Genomic DNA, 19,794 nt, shown 5'->3' on the forward strand with positions numbered 1-19,794 from the left:
ACCGCTTACCGTCTGATGTGCCCTGCACGTTCCGTGGCGAAACCGAAAAGGGCCGGGCACAGCCGGAGGCGCCGTCCGTGGACCGCTCGTACGAGCGCTCTCGGCGCGGCGCGCCAGGACCGGTCGGGACGACCACGGTCATAGGCGCGCGAAAGGTAGAGTCCAACGGCGTGCACCTCAAGAGCCTGACCCTGCGAGGATTCAAGTCCTTCGCGTCCGCCACCACGCTGCGCTTCGAGCCCGGCATCACCTGCGTCGTGGGCCCCAACGGGTCCGGCAAGTCGAACGTGGTGGACGCGCTCTCCTGGGTCATGGGCGAGCAGGGCGCGAAGTCGCTGCGCGGCGGCAAGATGGAGGACGTCATCTTCGCCGGCACCACGGGCCGCCCGCCCCTGGGCCGCGCCGAGGTCTCCCTCACGATCGACAACTCCGACGGCGCGCTGCCCATCGACTACGCCGAGGTCACGATCACGCGGATCATGTTCCGCAACGGCGGCAGCGAGTACCAGCTCAACGGTGACACCTGCCGGCTGCTGGACATCCAGGAGCTGCTGTCGGACTCCGGTATCGGCCGCGAGATGCACGTCATCGTCGGGCAGGGCCAGCTCGACGGCGTACTGCACGCCGACCCGATGGGCCGCCGCGCCTTCATCGAGGAGGCGGCGGGCGTACTGAAGCACCGGAAGCGCAAGGAGAAGGCGCTGCGGAAGCTGGACGCGATGCAGGCGAACCTCGCGCGTGTCCAGGACCTCACCGACGAGCTGCGCCGCCAGCTCAAGCCGCTCGGCCGGCAGGCCGCCGTCGCCCGCCGCGCCGCCGTCATCCAGGCCGACCTGCGCGACGCCCGGCTGCGGCTGCTCGCCGACGACCTGGTCACGCTGCGCGAGGCGCTCCGTGCGGAGATCGCCGACGAGGCCGCGCTCAAGCAGCGCCGGGAGGCCACCGAGGCCGAGCTGAAGGAGGCGTTGCGGCGCGAGGCGGCCCTGGAGGAAGAGGTACGGACGCTGACGCCGCGGCTGCAGCGCGCCCAGCAGACCTGGTACGAGCTGTCGCAGCTCGCGGAGCGGGTACGCGGCACGATCTCGCTCGCCGACGCGCGGGTGAAGAGCGCGCAGACCGCGCCCCCCGAAGAGCGGCGCGGCCGCGACCCGGAGGAGATGGAGCGCGAGGCGGCCCGCATCCGGGAGCAGGAGGCGGAGCTGGAGGCCGCGCTGGAGGCGGCGACCCGGGCGCTGGACGACATGGTCGAGCACCGCGCCGAGCTGGAACGGCAGCTCCAGGACGAGGAGCGCCGGCTGCGGGACGCCGCGCGGGCCATCGCCGACCGGCGCGAGGGCCTGGCGCGGCTGCACGGCCAGGCCACCGCGGCCCGCGGCCGGGCCGCCTCGGCCCAGGCGGAGATCGACCGGCTGGCCGAGTCGCGGGACGCGGCGCAGGCCCGCGCGGAGGCGGCGCAGCAGGAGTACGAGCAGCTCAAGGCCGAGGTCGACGGGCTGGACGCGGGCGACGAGGAGCTGGCGGGGCAGCACGAGCGGGCCAAGGAGGAGCTGGCGGAGGCGGAGCGCGTACTGACCGCGGCCCGCGAGGCGCTGACCTCGGTGGAGCGCAAGCGCGCCGCGACGGCGGCGCGGCACGACGCGCTGGCGCTGGGGCTGCGCCGCAAGGACGGTACGGGTGCGCTGCTGGCCGCCGCCGACCGGCTGGGCGGGCTGCTGGGCCCGGCGGCCGAGCTGCTGACCGTACAGCAGGGGTACGAGATCCCGGTCGCGGCGGCGCTCGGCGCGGCGGCCGACGCGATCGCCGTCGCCGACCCGGCGACCGCGGCGGAGGCCATCCGGCTGCTGCGCAAGCAGGACGCGGGACGCGCGGTCCTCCTCCCGGCGACGGCGGCGGACCGCCCGCTGACCGGGACGGCGGGGGAGCGGTCCATGGTGGGGACGCTGGGCGATACGTCTCTGCATGACGGGGCGACAGGGGCAGCTGTACCGGGTGGAGCTGACGGTACGTCGGACAGTGAGCGGACCGCCGGGAGGCCCGAGGGCACCCCGTACAACGAAGCGCACACCGACAGCGAGAACCCCGCGATTCCGGGTGCGCGTACCGGTCCGGACGCCGGTCCCGAAGTACCCCATGACGACAGCCCCGTCGTTTCCGTACCGGCCGCGCGCACCCCCGACGGGCCGCCCGCTGCCGCTGAACTGGTCGACGGGCCCGCCGAGTTGCTGCCCGCCGTGCGGCGGCTGCTGCGCGATGTCGTCGTGGTGAGCACGTTGGAGGACGCCGAGGACCTGGTCGCCGCGCGGCCCGGCGTGATCGCCGTGACCGCCGAAGGCGACCTGCTCGGGGCGCACTTCGCGCAGGGCGGGTCGGCCGGGGCGCCGAGCCTGCTGGAGGTGCAGGCGTCCGTCGACGAGGCGGCGGCGGAGCTGGCGGAGCTGGCCGCGCGCTGCGAGGAGCTGGCGGAGGAGCAGCGGCTGGCCACCGAGCGGCGGGCCGAACGGGCCGCGCTGGTCGAGGAGCTGGCGGAGCGTCGGCGGGTGGCCGACCGCGAGAAGTCGCAGGTCGCCCAGGCACTGGGGCGGCTCGGCGGGCAGGCCAGAGGTGCCGCGGGCGAGGCCGAGCGGTCGGCGGCCGCGGTCGCCAAGGCCGAGGAGGCGCTGGCCCGGGCCACCGAGGAGGCCGAGGAGCTGGCGGAACGTCTCGCCGTGGCCGAGGAGGACCCGGGGGAGGAGGAGCCGGACACCGCCGTACGGGACCGGCTCGCCGCCGACGGGGCCAACGCCCGGCAGACCGAGATGGAGGCGCGCCTCCAGGTCCGTACGCACGAGGAGCGCGTGAAGGGGCTCGCGGGACGGGCGGACGGGCTGGACCGGGCGGCGCGCGCCGAACGCGACGCGCGGGCGCGGGCCGAGCAGCGGCGCGCCCGGCTGCGCCACGAGGCGCGGGTCGCCTCGGCGGTCGCCGACGGCGCGCGGCAGCTGCTCGCGCATGTCGAGGTCTCGCTCGTGCGGGCCGAGGAGGAGCGGGCCGCGGCCGAGCGGGCGAAGGCCGAGCGCGAGCAGGCGCTGGTCGCCGAGCGCAACCAGGGCCGCGAGCTGAAGGACGCGCTGGACAAGCTCACCGACTCGGTGCACCGAGGCGAGGTGCTGGGCGCCGAGAAGCGCATGAAGATCGAGCAGCTGGAGACCAAGGCACTGGAGGAGCTGGGCGTCGAGCCGGCCGGGCTGGTCGCCGAGTACGGCCCCGACCAGCTCGTACCGCCGTCACCTGCCGCCGAGGGCGAGGAACTGCCGGAGGACCCGGAGCATCCGCGGAACCAGCCGGTGCCGTTCGTGCGGGCCGAGCAGGAGAAGCGGCTGAAGGCCGCCGAGCGCGCGTACCAGCAGCTCGGCAAGGTGAATCCGCTGGCGCTGGAGGAGTTCGCGGCGCTGGAGGAGCGTCACAAGTTCCTCAGCGAGCAGCTGGAGGACCTGAAGAAGACCCGCGCGGACCTGCTGCAGGTCGTCAAGGAGGTCGACGAGCGGGTCGAGCAAGTGTTCACGGAGGCGTACTGGGACACCGCCCGCGAGTTCGAGGGCGTCTTCGCGCGGCTGTTCCCGGGCGGCGAGGGCCGGCTCGTCCTGACCGACCCGGACAACATGCTGACCACCGGCGTGGACGTGGAGGCGCGGCCGCCGGGCAAGAAGGTCAAGCGGCTCTCGCTGCTCTCGGGCGGCGAGCGGTCGCTGACCGCGGTGGCGCTGCTGGTGTCGATCTTCAAGGCGCGGCCGAGCCCGTTCTACGTGATGGACGAGGTCGAGGCGGCGCTGGACGACACCAACCTGCAGCGGCTGATCCGGATCATGGAGGAGCTGCAGGAGAGCTCCCAGCTGATCGTGATCACGCACCAGAAGCGGACCATGGAGGTCGCGGACGCGCTCTATGGCGTGTCCATGCAGGGCGACGGTGTATCGAAGGTCATCAGTCAGCGGCTGCACTGAGGCGCTGTGCATGGGTGGGGACACGGGTGGGAACACGCGTGTGGGCCGCCGACCTGCAGCGTTCGCGGCAGTGTTCACAACATGAACTCAACATGAAGCTGCTTGCCGACAGTGACGGGTTAAATCAATTCCGTACCCCCTATTGACTTAGAAACTTGAAGGCATAGTCTCTGCAACGTTGCTTTTACCTTCAAGTGGTGCGTGCCGCGTTCGCAGCCGCCCCTGGAGGGCCAGCCCCCGACGCCCGGCAGCGCAGCCGGGCCACTGGAGTACACGTTGACCAGCACCGCGCAGCCGACGATGGCGGAAGGCCGCAAGGCCAAGCCCGACCACCTCGGCCATGTCATCTTCATCACCGCGGCTGCCGCGATGGGCGGCTTCCTGTTCGGTTACGACAGCTCCGTGATCAACGGTGCCGTCGAGGCGATCCGGCACCGCTACGACGTCGGTTCCGCCGGGCTCGCCCAGGTGATCGCCATTGCCCTGATCGGCTGCGCCATCGGTGCCGCCGTCGCCGGCCGCATCGCCGACCGCATCGGCCGCATCCGCGTCATGCAGATCGCGGCCCTGCTCTTCACGGTCAGCGCCGTCGGTTCCGCGCTGCCCTTCGCGATCTGGGACCTGGCCCTCTGGCGGGTCATCGGCGGCTTCGGCATCGGCATGGCTTCGGTCATCGGCCCCGCCTACATCGCCGAGGTCGCGCCGCCCGCGTACCGCGGCCGGCTCGGCTCCTTCCAGCAGGCCGCGATCGTCATCGGCATCGCCGTCTCCCAGCTGGTCAACTGGGGCATCCTGAACCTCGCCGACGGCGACCAGCGCGGTGAGATCGCCGGCCTGGAAGCCTGGCAGTGGATGCTCGGCGTCATGGTCGTCCCGGCCGTGCTCTACGGCCTGCTCTCCTTCGCGATCCCCGAGTCGCCCCGCTTCCTGATCAGCGTCGGCCGGCACGACAAGGCCAAGGAGGTCCTCTCCGAGGTCGAGGGCCAGGCCGTCGACCTGGACCTCCGGGTGAACGAGATCGAGCTGGCGATGCGCAGCGAGCACAAGTCCACCTTCAAGGACCTGCTCGGCGGCAAGGCGGGCTTCCTGCCGATCGTCTGGATCGGCATCGGCCTCTCGGTCTTCCAGCAGCTGGTCGGCATCAACGTCGCGTTCTACTACTCCTCGACGCTGTGGCAGTCCGTCGGCATCGACCCGAGCAGCTCGTTCTTCTACAGCTTCACCACCTCGATCATCAACATCCTGGGCACCGTGATCGCGATGCTCTTCGTCGACCGGATCGGCCGCCGCCCGCTGGCGCTGATCGGTTCGGCCGGTATGGCGATCGCCCTCGCGCTGGAGGCATGGGCCTTCGCCGCGAAGACCGCCGGCGGCACGCTGCCGGCCACCGAGGGCACGGTGGCCCTGATCGCGGCCCACTTCTTCGTGCTCTTCTTCGCCCTCTCCTGGGGCGTGGTGGTCTGGGTCTTCCTCGGCGAGATGTTCCCCAACAAGATCCGTGCCGCGGCCCTGGGCGTCGCCGCGGCGGCCCAGTGGATCGCCAACTGGGCGATCACGGCGACCTTCCCGAGCCTGTCGGAGTGGAACCTCTCCGGTACGTACGTGATCTACATGATCTTCGCCCTGCTCTCGATCCCCTTCGTGCTCAAGTTCGTGAAGGAGACGAAGGGCAAGGCGTTGGAGGAGATGGGCTAACCCCCCCGCCAGCCTTTCTCCTCACCACGGATCTGCCCCGGCTCCCCGATGGAGCCGGGGCAGCCGCATGTCCGGCGCCGGGCGTACCGTTTCACCCCACCCTTCCCCCATGGGGGAATGCAGGCCCCCTGCTCAGCACAGTACTGGGGGCCACTGACAATGCGGCCGGACCCGATGCGCGTCCTCAGCCCAGCTGTGGCAGCACCCGCTCAGCAAAGAGGTGCAGTGACCGCCAGCCCTCGTCGACGGGCATACCGCCGCACAACGGATGCAGGATCAGCGAGTCCGACGCCTCCGCCTTGCCCGCGTACGCCACGCACTCCTCGGGCGCCAGCACCCGGTACACGCCCTCCCGGCGCAGCGTCGCCACGTCCGTTGCCGCCGACCGCACGGCCGAGCGGATGCCGGCGACCTGCCAGCCCGCGTACGTCCGCGCCTCGTACAGGAAGTGCTCCCCGTAGCGCGCCCAGGCCCGGTCCGGGTCCTCCGCGACGTGCAGCAGCGCCGTACTGGCCGGCGGCTCCATCACCCAGCCCTCGTGGCCGTGCTCGGCGCACTGCTGGTGGTAGTACGCGGTGAGCTCGGGCAGGTGCGCGCTGGGGAAGAACGGCAGTCCGAGGCGGGCCGCGCGCCGCGCCGCGGGGCGCGAGCCGCCGCCGACCAGAAGGAGCGGGTGCGGTTTCGTGGCCGGGCGCGGGGTGATGCGGACCGTGCGCCCCCGGTACGTGAACGGCTCGCCCGTCCAGGCGCGCAGCAGCGTCTCCAGCACCTCGTCCTGGAGCGCGCCGCGCCGCCGCCAGTCCACGCCGTGCGCCGCGTACTCCTCGGGCCGGTAGCCCAGGCCCGCGACGGTCACCAGCCGGCCGCCGCCCAGGAGGTCCAGTACGGCCAGGTCCTCGGCCAGCCGCAGCGGGTCGTGCAGCGGGGTGATCAGCGCGGAGACCGTGACGGCGATCCGGCGGGTGGCGCCGAGCACGGCGCCGGCGAAGGTCAGCGGCGAGGGCATCCAGCCGTTGTCGGTGGCGTGGTGCTCCTCGGTCTGCACCGTCGTGATGCCCAGGTCGTCGGCGTACTTCGCCATCGCGACGGCCGCCTGATAGCGCGCCGCCAGGCCCTCCGGGGTGGGGGCCGGGTCGACCAGATTGAAGCGCAGGACAGTGACGGGCATGACAACGTCCCCTTCGCCGCTGAGGTGGCGAAGGGGACGTTAGCTGATGCTGTGTCAGTTGTGGAGAGGGTGGACGCGGCGGGCGCCCGGGCGGTTACCGCCCGGCCGGTACCGGCTCCGGCTTCGCGTCACCTTCCGCGGGGACGTTCTCGCGCGGCGCGGGGAGCACCGCGAAGACCACGGCCGCGACGGCGATCGTGACGGCCCAGCCCAGGCCGTGCGTGCCGAGCCAGGTGCCGGCCAGCGGGCCGGTGAACCAGTCGACCTTGGTCAGGCACAGGCCGAGCGCCAGCGCGACCGTCCACGCGGTCATCGCCTGCCAGCAGAAGCCCGCCTTGTACCAGTACCGGCTGGTGCGGGAGATGTCCATGAGCGCCTCGGCGTCGTACTTCACCGTGCGCTTGGCGCGGCGCACCATGTCGATCGCGTACACGCCGATCCAGGCCGAGAAGGAGACGCCGAGCAGCGTCAGGAAGGCGATGAACTGGCTGATGAAGCTGGTCGCGACCAGCATCATGAAGCCGCCGCCGACCAGGCTGATGATCGCGTTGACGCTGACCGCGAGCGGCCGGGGCAGCTTGACGCCCATGGTCTGCGCCGTGAAGCCGGCGGAGTACATCGACAGGCTGTTGATCAGCAGCATGCCGATCACGGCGGTGAGCAGGTACGGGACGGCCAGCCAGGTCGGCAGGATGTCACCGAGGAACGCGACCGGGTCGCTGGCCTTGGCCAGGTCCGGGGTCTTGGACGTCATCACCGCGCCCATGAGGACCATCGGGACCATGACCAGGCCCGCGCCGGAGACGGTGGCGCCGACGATCTTCTTGCCCGAGGCCGAGCCGGGGAGGTAGCGGGTGAAGTCCGGGCCCGAGGGGACCCAGCTCAGGCCGCCGGCCGCGATGGTGCCGACGCCCGCGATCATCATCGCCGTCGTGCCGGCCTTCTGCGCGAAGACCTCGTGCCAGTCCATCTTCGCGATCAGGTAGACGAGCACCAGCACGCTGAAGACGCCGAAGAGGTACGTCGACCACTTGTTGCAGATGTTGAGGACCTTGCGGCCCATGCCGCTCACCAGGAACGTGACCGCGACGAAGACGAGCAGCGTGACGAGGGTGAGGACCTTGTTGGCCTCGACGCCGAGGAGCAGCTTGAGGATCGTCAGCAGGGCGAACGCGCCGGTCACGGCGTTGATCGTCTCCCAGCCGAAGCGGGCGACCCAGAGGATCATGCCGGGGAAGTAGTTGCCGCGGACGCCGAAGGTGGCGCGCGAGAGCATCAGGCCGGGCGCGCCGCCCCACTTGCCGGAGACCGACAGCAGACCGGTGAGGCCGAAGGAGACCGCCGCGGCGATCACCGCGACGACCAGCACCTGCCAGAAGTTGAGGCGGTTGAAGACCACGAGGGCGGCGCCCATGGTCAGCAGCAGCACGCTGATGTTGGCGGCGACGTAGGTCGGGAAGAGTTCCCGGACCCGTCCCTGGCGTTCGCTGTCGGGAACGGGCTCGATTCCGCGGGTCTCTACGGTTCCTTGGGTCTCGGGGGAGGCCGTGGTGTCCATGGTGCAGGTGTCTCTCGTGCGCTGGGGCAGGGGCACCCCCACAGGGGGCAGTCGGCAGCGGCGGTGATGCCTGGCTGCGGGGCGCGGTGGCCGTCGAGGACTCTACGCGCGTTGCGCGGCCATTCCCATCGTACTTTGCACCAACTTCCTCCCGTAAGGTCCGTTGGACCCTCCGACGAGTCACTCGCGTCACACTCTTCGTCGGAGAGCCCAGGACCTGGAAGGACGCACTGGTCAGGCGGTGGGCTCCGGCATCGGCCGGCGCTGGCCCACGCGGTAGTCGGCCCGGCGGAGGATCTCCTCGGCGTCGTCGACCGGCGGGTAGATCCAGCTCTCGTTGATGGCGCGTTTGCGCGCCTTGGCGTACGCGACCGGCACCTCGCGCAGCGCCCGGTCCCAGCCGCTGGTCAGCACGGCGCCCGCGCCGCCCAGATCGAGGCAGGTGCTATAAGGATCGGTGGTGAACGGCGCCCGGTCCAGCCCCAGCAGATCGGCCGCGGCATTGTGCCCCGCAAACTTTCCCTGCGGCGTCGCGTGCTGGCAGCTCTGCGTGACGGTGTGACCGTCCTCGGCGGGCGCGGCCGCGGTGTCCCCGGCGGCGTACACCTCCGGCACCCCGCGCACCCGCAGCCACTCGTCCACCGCCAGCCGCCCCAGGCCGTCGCGCTCGGCGGGGAGCTGCGCGGTGAGGCCGCTGGCCCGTACACCGGCCGTCCACACGGCGGTACGGGACGGGATCGCGCTGCCGTCGGAGAGGTGGACGGCCCGCTCGTCGACGCGCTCGATCGTGACGCCGAGCCGGCACACCACACCCAGCTCGTCCAGCGCCCGCTCGATCACCGGCCGGGCCGCCTCGCCGAGCCCGCGCCCGACGACCGTGTCCCGCTCCACCAGCACGACCTCGACCTCGTTCGCCATTCCGTGCGGCGCGGCGACCGCCCGCAGCCGGCCGGTCAGCTCGGCCGCGGCCTCCACGCCCGTGAACCCGGCGCCGGCCACCACCACGGTGAACCGGCCGGGGCCCGCGGGCGCGTCCGGCAGCGCCTGAAGGTGCTTCTCCAGGGCGACGGCCGCGTCCATCGTGTCGATGTCGTGCAGCAGCCGGGCGCCGGGGAAGCGCGGGCGGACCAGCGCGCTGCCGGTGGCCAGCACCAGCCGCCGGTACGGGAGCTCGGCGGGCCCCTCGGGGCCGTCGGCGGTGACCACCCGGCGGGCGGCGTCGATGGCGGTCGCGGTCGCGGCGATGCGCTGTACGCCGATGGGGCCCAGGACGCGGTCGAGCGGGACCCGGTACGCGGCCGGGTCCGCCTCGTACAGCCGGGGGCGGATCGTGAGGTCGGGGTCCGGGGTGAGCAGCGCGACCGTGGGGGAGGCGTCGTGGCTGCGCAGCAGGCGGGCGGCGCCCGCGGCGGCCCACATCCCGGCGAAGCCGCCGCCCACAATCAGGATGTCCGGCATCCGGATTCTCCTTCCAGTGCCCCGCGGCTCGGTTCCGCGGGGAGTGAATCCGGATAGTACACATCCAGATTAATCCTGGACAGTGGACAACCGCATTCGCCGAATCTGTGGCGTGCGGCCCCGGGGGCGGTGCGTGCCCGATACTGAGGGAGTTATGGAAATCGTCATCCTTGCTGTAGTCATCGCTGTGGTCGCGCTCGGCGCGATCAGCGGGCTCGTCGTCAGCAGCCGTCGGAAGAAGCAGCTGCCGCCGCCCCCGCCGACCACCCCGTCCGTCACCGCGCCCCCTGCGGAACCGCAGGTCGGTGAGGACGCCGAGACCCCCCGCGACGAGGAACGTCGCACCATCGAAGAAGTGGGCCTGCCGGACTCCGGCGCCACGCTCGTCGAGGAAGCGCCGGTCGCCGAGCCGGAGGCGCCCGCCGCGCCCCCGGTCGAGGTGCCGGAGCCGACCGCCGGCCGGCTCGTCCGGCTGCGCGCCCGGCTCTCCCGCTCGCAGAACACCCTGGGCAAGGGCCTGCTCACGCTGCTCTCCCGCGAGCACCTCGACGAGGACACCTGGGAGGAGATCGAGGACACGCTGCTCACCGCGGATGTCGGTGTGCAGCCCACGCAGGAGCTGGTCGAGCGGCTGCGCGAGCGCGTTAAGGTGCTCGGCACCCGCACCCCCGACGAGCTGCGCGCCCTGCTCCGCGAGGAGCTGCTCACCCTCATCGGCACCGAGGCCGACCGCTCCGTGCACACGGCGAACGGCATCGGCCCGAACGGCGAGGAGATCCCCGGCGTCGTCATGGTCGTCGGCGTCAACGGCACCGGCAAGACCACCACGACCGGCAAGCTCGCCCGCGTCCTGGTCGCCGACGGCAAGTCCGTCGTACTGGGCGCGGCCGACACCTTCCGCGCCGCCGCTGTCGACCAGCTGCAGACCTGGGGCGACCGGGTCGGCGCCCGCACCGTGCGCGGCCCCGAGGAGGGCGACCCGGCATCGGTCGCCTTCGACTCGGTGAAGGAAGGTATCTCCGAGGGCGCGGACGTCGTACTGATCGACACCGCCGGCCGGCTGCACACCAAGACCGGCCTGATGGACGAGCTGGGCAAGGTCAAGCGGGTCGTGGAGAAGCACGGCCCGGTCGGCGAGGTACTGCTCGTCCTGGACGCCACGACCGGTCAGAACGGCCTGGTGCAGGCCCGGGTCTTCGCCGAGGTCGTGGACATCACCGGCGTCGTGCTGACCAAGCTGGACGGCACGGCCAAGGGCGGCATCATCGTCGCCGTCCAGCGCGAGCTGGGCGTGCCGGTGAAGCTGGTGGGCCTCGGCGAGGGCGCGGACGACCTCGCGCCGTTCGAGCCCGAGGCGTTCGTCGACGCGCTGATCGGCGACTGATCGGAGCGTGGACGGGTTAGCAGCCCGCGTCCGGGTCCCGCGCAGGGTCCCGGCACCGATACGGAGACACCGAGCCCCGCCGCACACGGAGTGCGACGGGGCTCGGTGCTTGCGTCCGGCGGTACGGCACGGGGATGACGCGCCCCTCGACCGGACGCGGGGCGGTGGTTTTCGGGCGGGTGCGGTGCGCGAGGGGGAGGGCGGGCGGCTGGATCGGAGCGGGGGCGGGTGGATGGATGCGGCGCGGCTGACGTGTTGTCTTCCCCTCGCGGACCGCAACCATCAATTGAGCAACCCCTACGGCGACCAGCCACGTCCGCGAGAGCGGCGCCGGTTTAGGCGCAAGGCGCTCGCCGGTTCAGGCGCAAAGGCGGTGGCAGACGTACGCCAAGGTGCCCAGCAGCAGCTTCGCCTCCGGAGGATGGCCCACGCCGTCCAGCGTCGGCGGCCGCAGCCAGCGCATCGGGCCCAGCCCCGCGAGGTCGCACGGCGGCGCGACGATGTGGTCGCCCGGGCCCAGCGGCCGCAGGTCCAGCGAGGCGTCGTCCCAGCCCATGCGGTACAGCAGCGTCGGCATCCCGGCGGCGGCGCCCGGCGCGACGAAGAACAGCGCCCGTCCGGTCGGGGTGGTGGCCACCGGCCCCAGGGGAAGCCCCATCCGTTCGAGGCGCACCAGGGCCGTGCGCCCCGCGGCGGCCGGTACGTCCAGGATGTCGAAGCTGCGGCCGACCGGCAGCAGTACCGAGGCGCCCGGCGTCTCCGCCCAGACCGCCGCCGCCTTCTCCAGCGTCGCGCCGGCGGGCAGTACGTCGGCGAAGGGCAGTGGGTGGGCGCCGGGACTGGCGCAGCGCGCCGCCCCGCACGAGCAGGCGGCCCGTCCGTCGCCGCGCCGCACCGCGCGGGCGCCGGGCACGACGTCCCAGCCCCACAGCCCGGTGTACTCCGCCACCGCCGTGGTCTCGGCTGAGCGGACCCGCCGCCTGGCGCCGTGGCGAATGTCGCGAAACTCCCGGATGCCGCCGATCGTGAAGCCCATGCCCCCTCCAACGGGTCCCGCAGGTCAGTGGTTACGTGCCGGAGTGTTGCCGTGACGCTCCGTTGCCAGTCGCGGTCGTTGACGGGGTGACGGAGCGCTGTGGGTTGTGCGGCGTGACACGCGCGCCCTTGAGTGCTCCTCTCCGCCCAACCCTTCTCGACCTGTGTCAAGTCAATCGCGCGGAGCCGCGGAGGAGTTCATTCGAAGGGGTGGCGAATGGTGGCGTTTCCTGGATCGGCCTCGCGGGAGGCGTGATCGTAGGATTACTTTCGGTGCACGAACCGGGAGGGGTATCCGCCACATGGGTATGCCAAAGGCAAGCAGAGTGACCGCTTGGCGGCTTTCCGGCGGCCGGAATCCGTGGTCGGCTGGGGTCACTCCAGGACAGGCGTCGCGAAAGAGCGGCATCCTGTCGGAGGTTCGTGACAGGACGACAGATCCGGATGGGGGCGTTCGAGTTGGGCGGCAACGGCGGCACGTGCGCTGACAAGCGCCCGAACGAGCAGTTGGGTTCGTGGTTCGTGCGCAGCGGCTGGTCCAAGGGCGAGCTCGCCCGCCAGGTCAACCGCCGCGCCCGGCAGCTGGGCGCACACCACATCAGTACCGACACCTCGCGGGTCCGCCGCTGGCTGGACGGCGAGCAGCCCCGGGAGCCGATCCCGCGCATCCTGTCGGAGCTGTTCTCCGAGCGCTTCGGCTGCGTCGTGTCCATCGAGGACCTCGGCCTGCGCACGGCACACCAGTCCCCGTCGGTCTCCGGCGTGGACCTCCCCTGGGCCGGGCCCCAGACGGTCTCCCTCATCAGCGAGTTCTCGCGCAGCGACCTCATGCTCGCGCGGCGCGGCTTCCTCGGGACCTCGCTGGCGCTGTCCGCCGGGCCCGCCCTCATCGAGCCGATGCAGCGCTGGCTGGTGCCCACGCCCGCCGGGACCGCGGACGAGGCCGGGCCCGAGACCGGGCGCCGCCGCGGCGGCCGGCTCTCGCAGCCCGAGCTGGAGCTGCTGGAGTCCACGACCATGATGTTCCGGCAGTGGGACGCCCAGTGCGGCGGCGGACTGCGCCGCAAGGCCGTCGTCGGGCAGCTCCACGAAGTCACCGACCTGCTCCAGGAGTCGCACTCCGAAGCGGTCTCCAAGCGACTCTTCAAGGTCGCCGCCGAGCTCGCCGAGCTGGCGGGCTGGATGAGTTACGACATCGGCCTGCAGCCCACGGCGCAGAAGTACTTCGTCCTCGCGCTGCACGCGTCCAAGGAGGCCGGCGACAAGCCGCTCGGCTCGTACATCCTCTCCAGCATGAGCCGCCAGATGATCCACCTCGGGCGCCCCGACGACGCCCTGGAGCTGATCCATCTCGCCCAGTACGGCAGCCGCGAAATGGCCACGCCGCGCACGCAGGCCATGCTGTATGCGATGGAGGCCCGCGCGTACGCCGGCATGGGCCAGCCCAGCAAGGTCAAGCGGGCCGTCCGGATGGCGGAGGACACCTTCGCCGACGTGGAGCCCGGCGCGCGGCTGGAGCCGGACTGGATCCGCTTCTTCTCCGAGGCCGAGCTGAACGCCGAGAACGCCCACTCGTACCGTGACCTCGCCTACGTCGCCGGTCGCAGCCCCACGTACGCCTCGCTGGCGCACCCGGTCATGGAGCGTGCCGTCGAGCTCTTCGGCAAGGACCCCGAGCACCAGCGCTCGTACGCCCTCAATCTCATCGGCATGGCCACCGTCCACCTGCTGCAGCGCGAGCCCGAGCAGTGCGCGGACCTCGCCCACCAGGCCATACCGTTCGCGAAGCAGGTGCGCTCGGAGCGGGTCAACACCCGACTGCGCAAGACCGTGGACACCGCGGCCCGGGAGTACTCCGAGGTCGCCGAGGTGATCCAGCTGACCGAAGAACTGCAGCACCACCTGCCGGAGACCGCCGCGGAGGCGGTCTAGCGGGCAGGCCCCCGAAAACCCCGGCCGCGATCACGCCCCGTACAGCCCGACTCGGCTCCCCCATCGCCAGGTCTGAGGACGTGATCGCGGTCGGCTCCGGGTTTCGGTGGCCCCCACAGGCGTTCATCCGGGCGTAACACCGCTGTCGCCTTCGTCACTACCGCGAAACACCGGGGCGCTTCTCCGGAAACGGCGCTGCGCCAACCTCGTGGCGAAAGCCGGCCCATCAGCACCACACCCGCACGGGCCGCATCGACGACGAGGAGACGCCGATGCCCCCAGGCATCCTGACGAACGCAGTGAGCCTCTCGGCAGAAAAAGTCGAGCTGAGCCCGGCCAACACCGGATTCATGCTGATCGCCACCGCCCTGGTGATGGTGATGACCCCCGCGCTCGCGTTCTTCTACGGCGGCATGGTCCGCGTGAAGAGCGTCCTGAACATGCTGATGATGAGTTTCATCAGCCTCGGCCTGGTGACCGTCCTGTGGGTGCTGTACGGCTTCAGCCTCGCCTTCGGCACCGACCACGGCTCGCTCATCGGCTGGTCCGGTGACTACCTCGGCCTCAGCGGCATCGGCCTCACCGAGCTCTGGGACGGCTACAGCATCCCGGTCTACGTCTTCGCGGCCTTCCAGCTGATGTTCGCGATTCTCACCCCCGCGCTGATCAGCGGCGCCCTCGCGGACCGCGTGAAGTTCTCCGCCTGGGCCCTCTTCATCGTGCTGTGGGTGACGGTCGTGTACTTCCCCGTCGCCCACTGGGTGTGGGGCGCCGGCGGCTGGCTCTTCGAGCTCGGCGTGATCGACTTCGCGGGCGGTACGGCCGTCCACATCAACGCCGGTGCGGCAGCCCTGGGCGTTCTCTTCGTCGTCGGCAAGCGGATCGGCTTCAAGAAGGACCCGATGCGGCCGCACAGCCTGCCGCTGGTCATGCTCGGCGCGGGCCTGCTGTGGTTCGGCTGGTTCGGCTTCAACGCCGGCTCCTGGCTCGGCAACGACGACGGCGTGGGCGCGGTCGCCTTCCTGAACACCCAGGTCGCCACGGGTGCGGCGATGCTCGGCTGGCTCGCGTACGAGAAGCTGCGGCACGGTTCGTTCACGACGCTCGGCGCCGCGTCCGGTGCGGTGGCCGGTCTGGTCGCGATCACCCCGGCCTGCGGCTCGGTCAGCCCCCTCGGCTCCATCGCGATCGGCATCATCGCCGGCGTCCTGTGCGCCATGGCCGTCGGCCTCAAGTACAAGTTCAACTACGACGACTCCCTCGACGTCGTCGGCGTCCACCTCGTCGGCGGTGTCGTCGGCTCCCTGCTCATCGGCTTCTTCGCCACCGGCGGCGTGCAGAGCGACGCCAAGGGCCTCTTCTACGGCGGCGGCCTGGCCCAGCTCGGCAAGCAGTCCGTCGGCGTGGTCTGCGTCCTGCTCTACTCCCTCGTGATCAGCTTCATCCTTGCCAAGGTCGTCGACCTGGTGATGGGCTTCCGGGTCAGCGAGGACGAGGAGCTGGCGGGCGTGGACCAGGCCGCCCACGCGGAGACGGCGTACGACTACGGCGGCACCGGCGGCGGCACGTCCCTGACCCGTACGGCGGCGCCGGCCGCGGGCTCCGGCTCCGGTGACACTTCGGCTCAGGAAGCCCAGGGAGACACGGCTCCGGCCTCGCAGGCAGGAACATCGGATCGGGCCCAGGGCGGGACTCCGGGCAAGGCGAAGAAGGTGGACGCGTGAAGCTCATCACGGCAGTAATCAAGCCGCACCGGCTGGACGAGGTGAAGGAGGCCCTGCAGGCATTCGGCGTGCACGGCCTGACGGTCACCGAGGCCAGCGGATACGGCCGGCAGCGCGGCCACACGGAGGTGTACCGCGGCGCCGAGTACACCGTGGACCTCGTCCCCAAAATTCGCATCGAGGTGCTGGTCGAGGACGCCGACGCCGAACAGCTCGTCGAGGTCGTCGTGAAGGCGGCCCGCACCGGCAAGATCGGCGACGGCAAGGTCTGGAGCGTCCCGGTCGACGAGGCGGTCCGCGTCCGCACGGGGGAGCGGGGACCGGACGCGCTCTGAGCGCGAGGCGCGTACCGGCCGGTTGTATGGATGCGCCCGGCCGGTTCGTTCCGCGGGAGATGGTGCCCCCCTCGCCCTGCCCTGCTGGGCGAGGGGGAAGCGTTCGGTTTGGCGGGTGCGGTCTTGTGGGGCCCGGCGGGCCGGCTCCGGTACTGCCGGGGCGCCCGGGGGACGCGCCGGTCCACTCGGGTTGTACGTCGGCTTGTACGGAGTCGGCTTGTACGGAGGGGACCAACGGGCTCCGGGGACCCGGCCCGTCTTCGGTCCGTCCTGTCGGCGGTTGGGCTCTGGGGACCCAGCCGCCGACGGCCTTCAGAGGCCCGGCCCCACCCGGCGTCACCCCAGCCCGTCCGGCGTTTGAGGACACCTTTGCGGGGTCCGGGGCCGCTGCCCCGGTTTCGGGAAGGGGTGGGTCCGGGGCACAGAACTCCACGGCAGCGGCGACCACCGGCCACCAACGGCACCGGCCGTCCCCACAACGGCCCGCCGTAACACCCGGCAGCCGACGCCACACCAGAACGAACAAGGAGCGCGCGAGGTGACCGACAGCGTCGAGGAGACAACAGGCGTCGGCCGGACGGCCGGCACCGGCCCGGACACGCCCGCAGCAGGGACCCCGGCCGGTCCCGGCGGGGACCGCCCCGGCTCGGCCCGCGCCGGCGCAGCCGGCCCAGGCGGCGCGGACCACCCCACCGCCGACCGGCGCACCGCCGCCCCGGACTACCCCGCCGCCCGTCTGCACCTCCTCCAGGACGAGACCACGACCGGCCCCGAGCGCCGCGCCGCCCTCGCCCGCCTCACCGACCACTGGCTGGCCGGACTCTTCGAGCGCGCCGCGGCCCAGAGCGGCGTGACCGGCGCCGCCCTGGTCGCCGTCGGCGGCTACGGCCGCGGCGAGCTCTCCCCCCGCAGCGACCTCGACCTGCTCCTCCTCCACGACGGCAAGGCATCACCCCAAGAGGTCGCGGCCCTCGCCGACCACCTCTGGTATCCGCTCTGGGACCTGGGCCTCGACCTGGACCACTCCGTCCGCACGCTCGCCGAGGCCCGCCGCACCGCCCGTGACGACCTCAAGGCCCAGCTCGGCCTGCTCGACGCCCGCCACCTCGCCGGCAGCCCCGACCTCACCACGGCCCTGCGCACCGCGAGCTTCGCCGACTGGCGCGAAGCCGCCCCCAAGCGCCTCCCCGAGCTCCACGCGCTCTGCCTGGACCGCGCCGACCGGCAGGGCGAGCTCCAGTACCTCCTCGAGCCCGACCTGAAGGAGGCCAGAGGCGGCCTGCGCGACGTCACCGCCCTGCGCGCGGTGGCCGCCTCCTGGCTCGCCGACGCCCCCCGGGCCGGCCTGGAGGCCGCCCGCGGCTGCCTGCTGGACGTACGCGACGCCCTCCACCTGGTCACCGGCCGGGCCACCGACCGGCTCGCGCTCCAGGAGCAGGACCAGGTCGCGGCGGCCCTCGGTCTGCTCGACGCGGACACCCTGCTGCGTCAGGTGTACGAGTCGGCGCGCACGATCTCGTACGCGGGCGACGTCACCTGGCGCGAGGTCGGCCGCGTGCTGCGCGCCCGCTCCGTACGGCCCTCGCTGCGCGGGCTGATGAGCGGCAGGAGCGGGCGGACCGCGGGCAAGGGCGAGCGGTCGCCGCTGGCCGAGGGCGTCGTGGAGCACGACGGCGAGGTCGTACTGGCCCGCACGGCCCGCCCCGAACGCGACGCCGTGCTGCCCCTGCGCGCCGCGGCCGCAGCCGCCCAGGCGGGCCTGTCGCTGTCCCCGCACGCCGTCCGCCGGCTGGCCGCCGCAGCCCGCCCGCTGCCGGTGCCGTGGCCCGCCGAGGCCCGCGAGGAGCTGCTCACGCTGCTGGGCGCGGGCGCGCACACCGTGCCCGTATGGGAGGCGCTGGAGGCAGAGGGGATCATCACGCGGCTGCTGCCCGACTGGGAGCGCGTGCGTTGCCGCCCGCAGCGCAACGCCGTGCACCGCTGGACCGTCGACCGGCATCTCGTCGAGACGGCCGTACGCGCCTCCGCACTGACCCGCCGCGTCCACCGCCCCGACCTGCTGCTCATGGCGGCCCTCCTGCACGACATCGGCAAGGGCTGGCCCGGCGACCACTCGGTGTCCGGCGAGACCATCGCCCGCGACGTGGCCGCCCGGCTCGGCTTCGACGCCAAGGACACGGACGTCATCGCCACCCTCGTACGCCATCACCTCCTCCTCATCGAGACCGCCACCCGCCGTGACCTGGACGACCCGGCCACGGTCGCGGCGGTCGCTCAGGTGGTCCGCTCGGCCGGCACGCTGGAGCTGCTGCACGCCCTCACGGAGGCCGACGCGCTGGCCACCGGGCCCGCGGCCTGGAGCCGCTGGCGCGAGGGGCTGGTCGCCGACCTGGTCCGTCGGGTCGGCGGACTGCTGGCCGGCGAACCCGACGCGACCACGCCCACCCCGTGGGAGCCCACAGCGGAACAGGAACGCCTCGCCATCGAGGCGTGGCGCACGGGCGAACCGGTACTGGCCCTCCACACTCGGGTCGAGCCGCCGCCCATGGAGGCGCCGGAGCCACCGCCGAGCGGCGCCGCACCCCGGTCGGCCGGCGGAGACGCGCCGACCCGCACACCGGGCCCCGCAGGCCGCCCGGATCCGGTTGAGCACCCGGAACCCGCCGGGCCCCAGGAGTCCGGCGGGTCGCAGGAACCGGTCGGCGTCGAACTCCTCATCGCCGTGCCGGACCGCCCGGGGATCCTCCCCGCCACCGCCGGCGTACTCGCCGTGCACCGCCTCACCGTCCGCGCCGCCGACCTCCGCGTCATGCCCCTGCCGGACGAGCTGTCCGGAGCGGCCGAGCAGGGGAGGGACGGCAGGGCGGCCCCGCGCGCCGAAGCCGAGCCCCGGCCCGTAACGGGCACGGGCTCCGCGGCCGCCCGCCGCCCGATGCTGCTCCTCAGCTGGCGGGTGGCGGCCGAGTACGGATCGCTGCCGCAGGCGGTCCGGCTCCGCGCCGACCTCGTACGGGCCCTGGACGGCACGCTCGACATCCCGGCCCGCCTCGCCGAGCGCGAACGCGCCTACGCACGGCGCTCGCGCCGGCTCCAGGCGCCGCCGCCCCGGGTGACGGTGGCGCCCGGCGGTTCCCGCTCCGCCACCGTCATCGAGGTACGGGCCCAGGACGCCCAGGGACTGCTGTACCGGATCGGCCGCGCACTGGAGGACGCGGGCGTCACGGTCCGCAGCGCCCACGTCAGCACCCTCGGCGCCAACGCGGTGGACGCCTTCTACGTCACGGACCCCGACGGCTCCCCGCTCCCGCCCGACACCGCGACGGAGGTGGCCCAGGCGGTGGAGCGAGCGCTGAAGTGACCCACGGCACCGCCGCCACCACGCAGGACCACTGCGCACTCCCGGCGCTTCCGGGCGGCCGGGAGGAGCGTCGTGCTGCGCCCGGCGCACGCGGTGAGCCCGTCCCTCTACGTCTCTTCGGGTAGGCCCGGACGTTCTGTACCGTGGGGCGGATACTCTAGAAGCCG

Annotated in this window: 11 protein-coding genes; 7 read left to right on the forward strand and 4 right to left on the reverse strand. The window is 72.6% G+C overall.

Annotated features, from left to right (window positions below; genetic code table 11):
- The first annotated feature begins 170 nt into the window (after positions 1-170).
- The gene (locus IF04_RS0134045; RefSeq protein ID WP_030267092.1) at positions 171-3,980 is read left to right on the forward strand and encodes an AAA family ATPase; all 3,810 of its coding nucleotides are present in this window, start codon (positions 171-173) and stop codon (positions 3,978-3,980) included.
- 300 nt (positions 3,981-4,280) lie between these two features.
- Positions 4,281-5,675 carry a sugar porter family MFS transporter gene (locus tag IF04_RS0134050; protein ID WP_425428486.1) on the forward strand — a complete coding sequence of 465 codons (1,395 nt, stop codon included), beginning with the start codon at positions 4,281-4,283 and terminating at the stop codon, positions 5,673-5,675.
- A gap of 184 nt (positions 5,676-5,859) precedes the next feature.
- Here the strand turns inward: IF04_RS0134050 and IF04_RS0134055 are convergent, their stop codons facing one another.
- From IF04_RS0134055 to IF04_RS0134065, 3 genes are all read right to left on the reverse strand, one after another.
- A complete protein-coding gene (locus IF04_RS0134055) occupies positions 5,860-6,843 on the reverse strand; it encodes an LLM class flavin-dependent oxidoreductase (RefSeq protein WP_030267097.1) in 984 nt (327 codons plus the stop codon).
- 94 nt (positions 6,844-6,937) lie between these two features.
- Positions 6,938-8,401 carry a purine-cytosine permease family protein gene (locus IF04_RS0134060; protein WP_030267099.1) on the reverse strand — a complete coding sequence of 488 codons (1,464 nt, stop codon included), beginning with the start codon at positions 8,399-8,401 and terminating at the stop codon, positions 6,938-6,940.
- 234 nt (positions 8,402-8,635) lie between these two features.
- Complete coding sequence (locus tag IF04_RS0134065) at positions 8,636-9,859, reverse strand: NAD(P)/FAD-dependent oxidoreductase (RefSeq protein ID WP_030267102.1); 1,224 nt, start codon at positions 9,857-9,859, stop codon at positions 8,636-8,638.
- 154 nt (positions 9,860-10,013) lie between these two features.
- Here IF04_RS0134065 and ftsY point away from each other — a divergent pair, with 154 nt between their 5' ends.
- A complete protein-coding gene (gene ftsY, locus IF04_RS0134070; protein WP_030267106.1) occupies positions 10,014-11,243 on the forward strand; it encodes a signal recognition particle-docking protein FtsY in 1,230 nt (409 codons plus the stop codon).
- A 358-nt stretch (positions 11,244-11,601) separates the two neighbouring features.
- Here the strand turns inward: ftsY and IF04_RS0134075 are convergent, their stop codons facing one another.
- A complete protein-coding gene (locus IF04_RS0134075; RefSeq protein ID WP_030267110.1) occupies positions 11,602-12,279 on the reverse strand; it encodes a bifunctional DNA primase/polymerase in 678 nt (225 codons plus the stop codon).
- 443 nt (positions 12,280-12,722) lie between these two features.
- Between IF04_RS0134075 and nsdA the strand changes: the two genes are divergently transcribed.
- The 4 genes from nsdA (at position 12,723) to IF04_RS0134095 (ending at position 19,627) form a co-directional block, all read left to right on the forward strand.
- A complete protein-coding gene (gene nsdA / locus IF04_RS0134080) occupies positions 12,723-14,210 on the forward strand; it encodes a transcriptional repressor NsdA (protein ID WP_425428487.1) in 1,488 nt (495 codons plus the stop codon).
- A gap of 272 nt (positions 14,211-14,482) precedes the next feature.
- A complete protein-coding gene (locus IF04_RS0134085; RefSeq protein ID WP_051831811.1) occupies positions 14,483-15,934 on the forward strand; it encodes an ammonium transporter in 1,452 nt (483 codons plus the stop codon).
- On the forward strand, positions 15,931-16,269 hold the full coding sequence (locus IF04_RS0134090) for a P-II family nitrogen regulator (RefSeq protein WP_030267115.1): 339 nt from the start codon (positions 15,931-15,933) through the stop codon (positions 16,267-16,269). The genes IF04_RS0134085 and IF04_RS0134090 overlap by 4 nt, the downstream gene beginning before the upstream one ends.
- Before the next feature lie 736 nt (positions 16,270-17,005).
- Positions 17,006-19,627, forward strand: coding sequence for a [protein-PII] uridylyltransferase (locus IF04_RS0134095; RefSeq protein WP_051831815.1), 2,622 nt, complete (start codon positions 17,006-17,008; stop codon positions 19,625-19,627).
- Positions 19,628-19,794: the final 167 nt, after the last annotated feature.

The sequence above is a fragment of the Streptomyces violens genome, assembly GCF_000717745.1.
Taxonomy (GTDB): Bacteria; Actinomycetota; Actinomycetes; order Streptomycetales; family Streptomycetaceae; genus Streptomyces; species Streptomyces violens.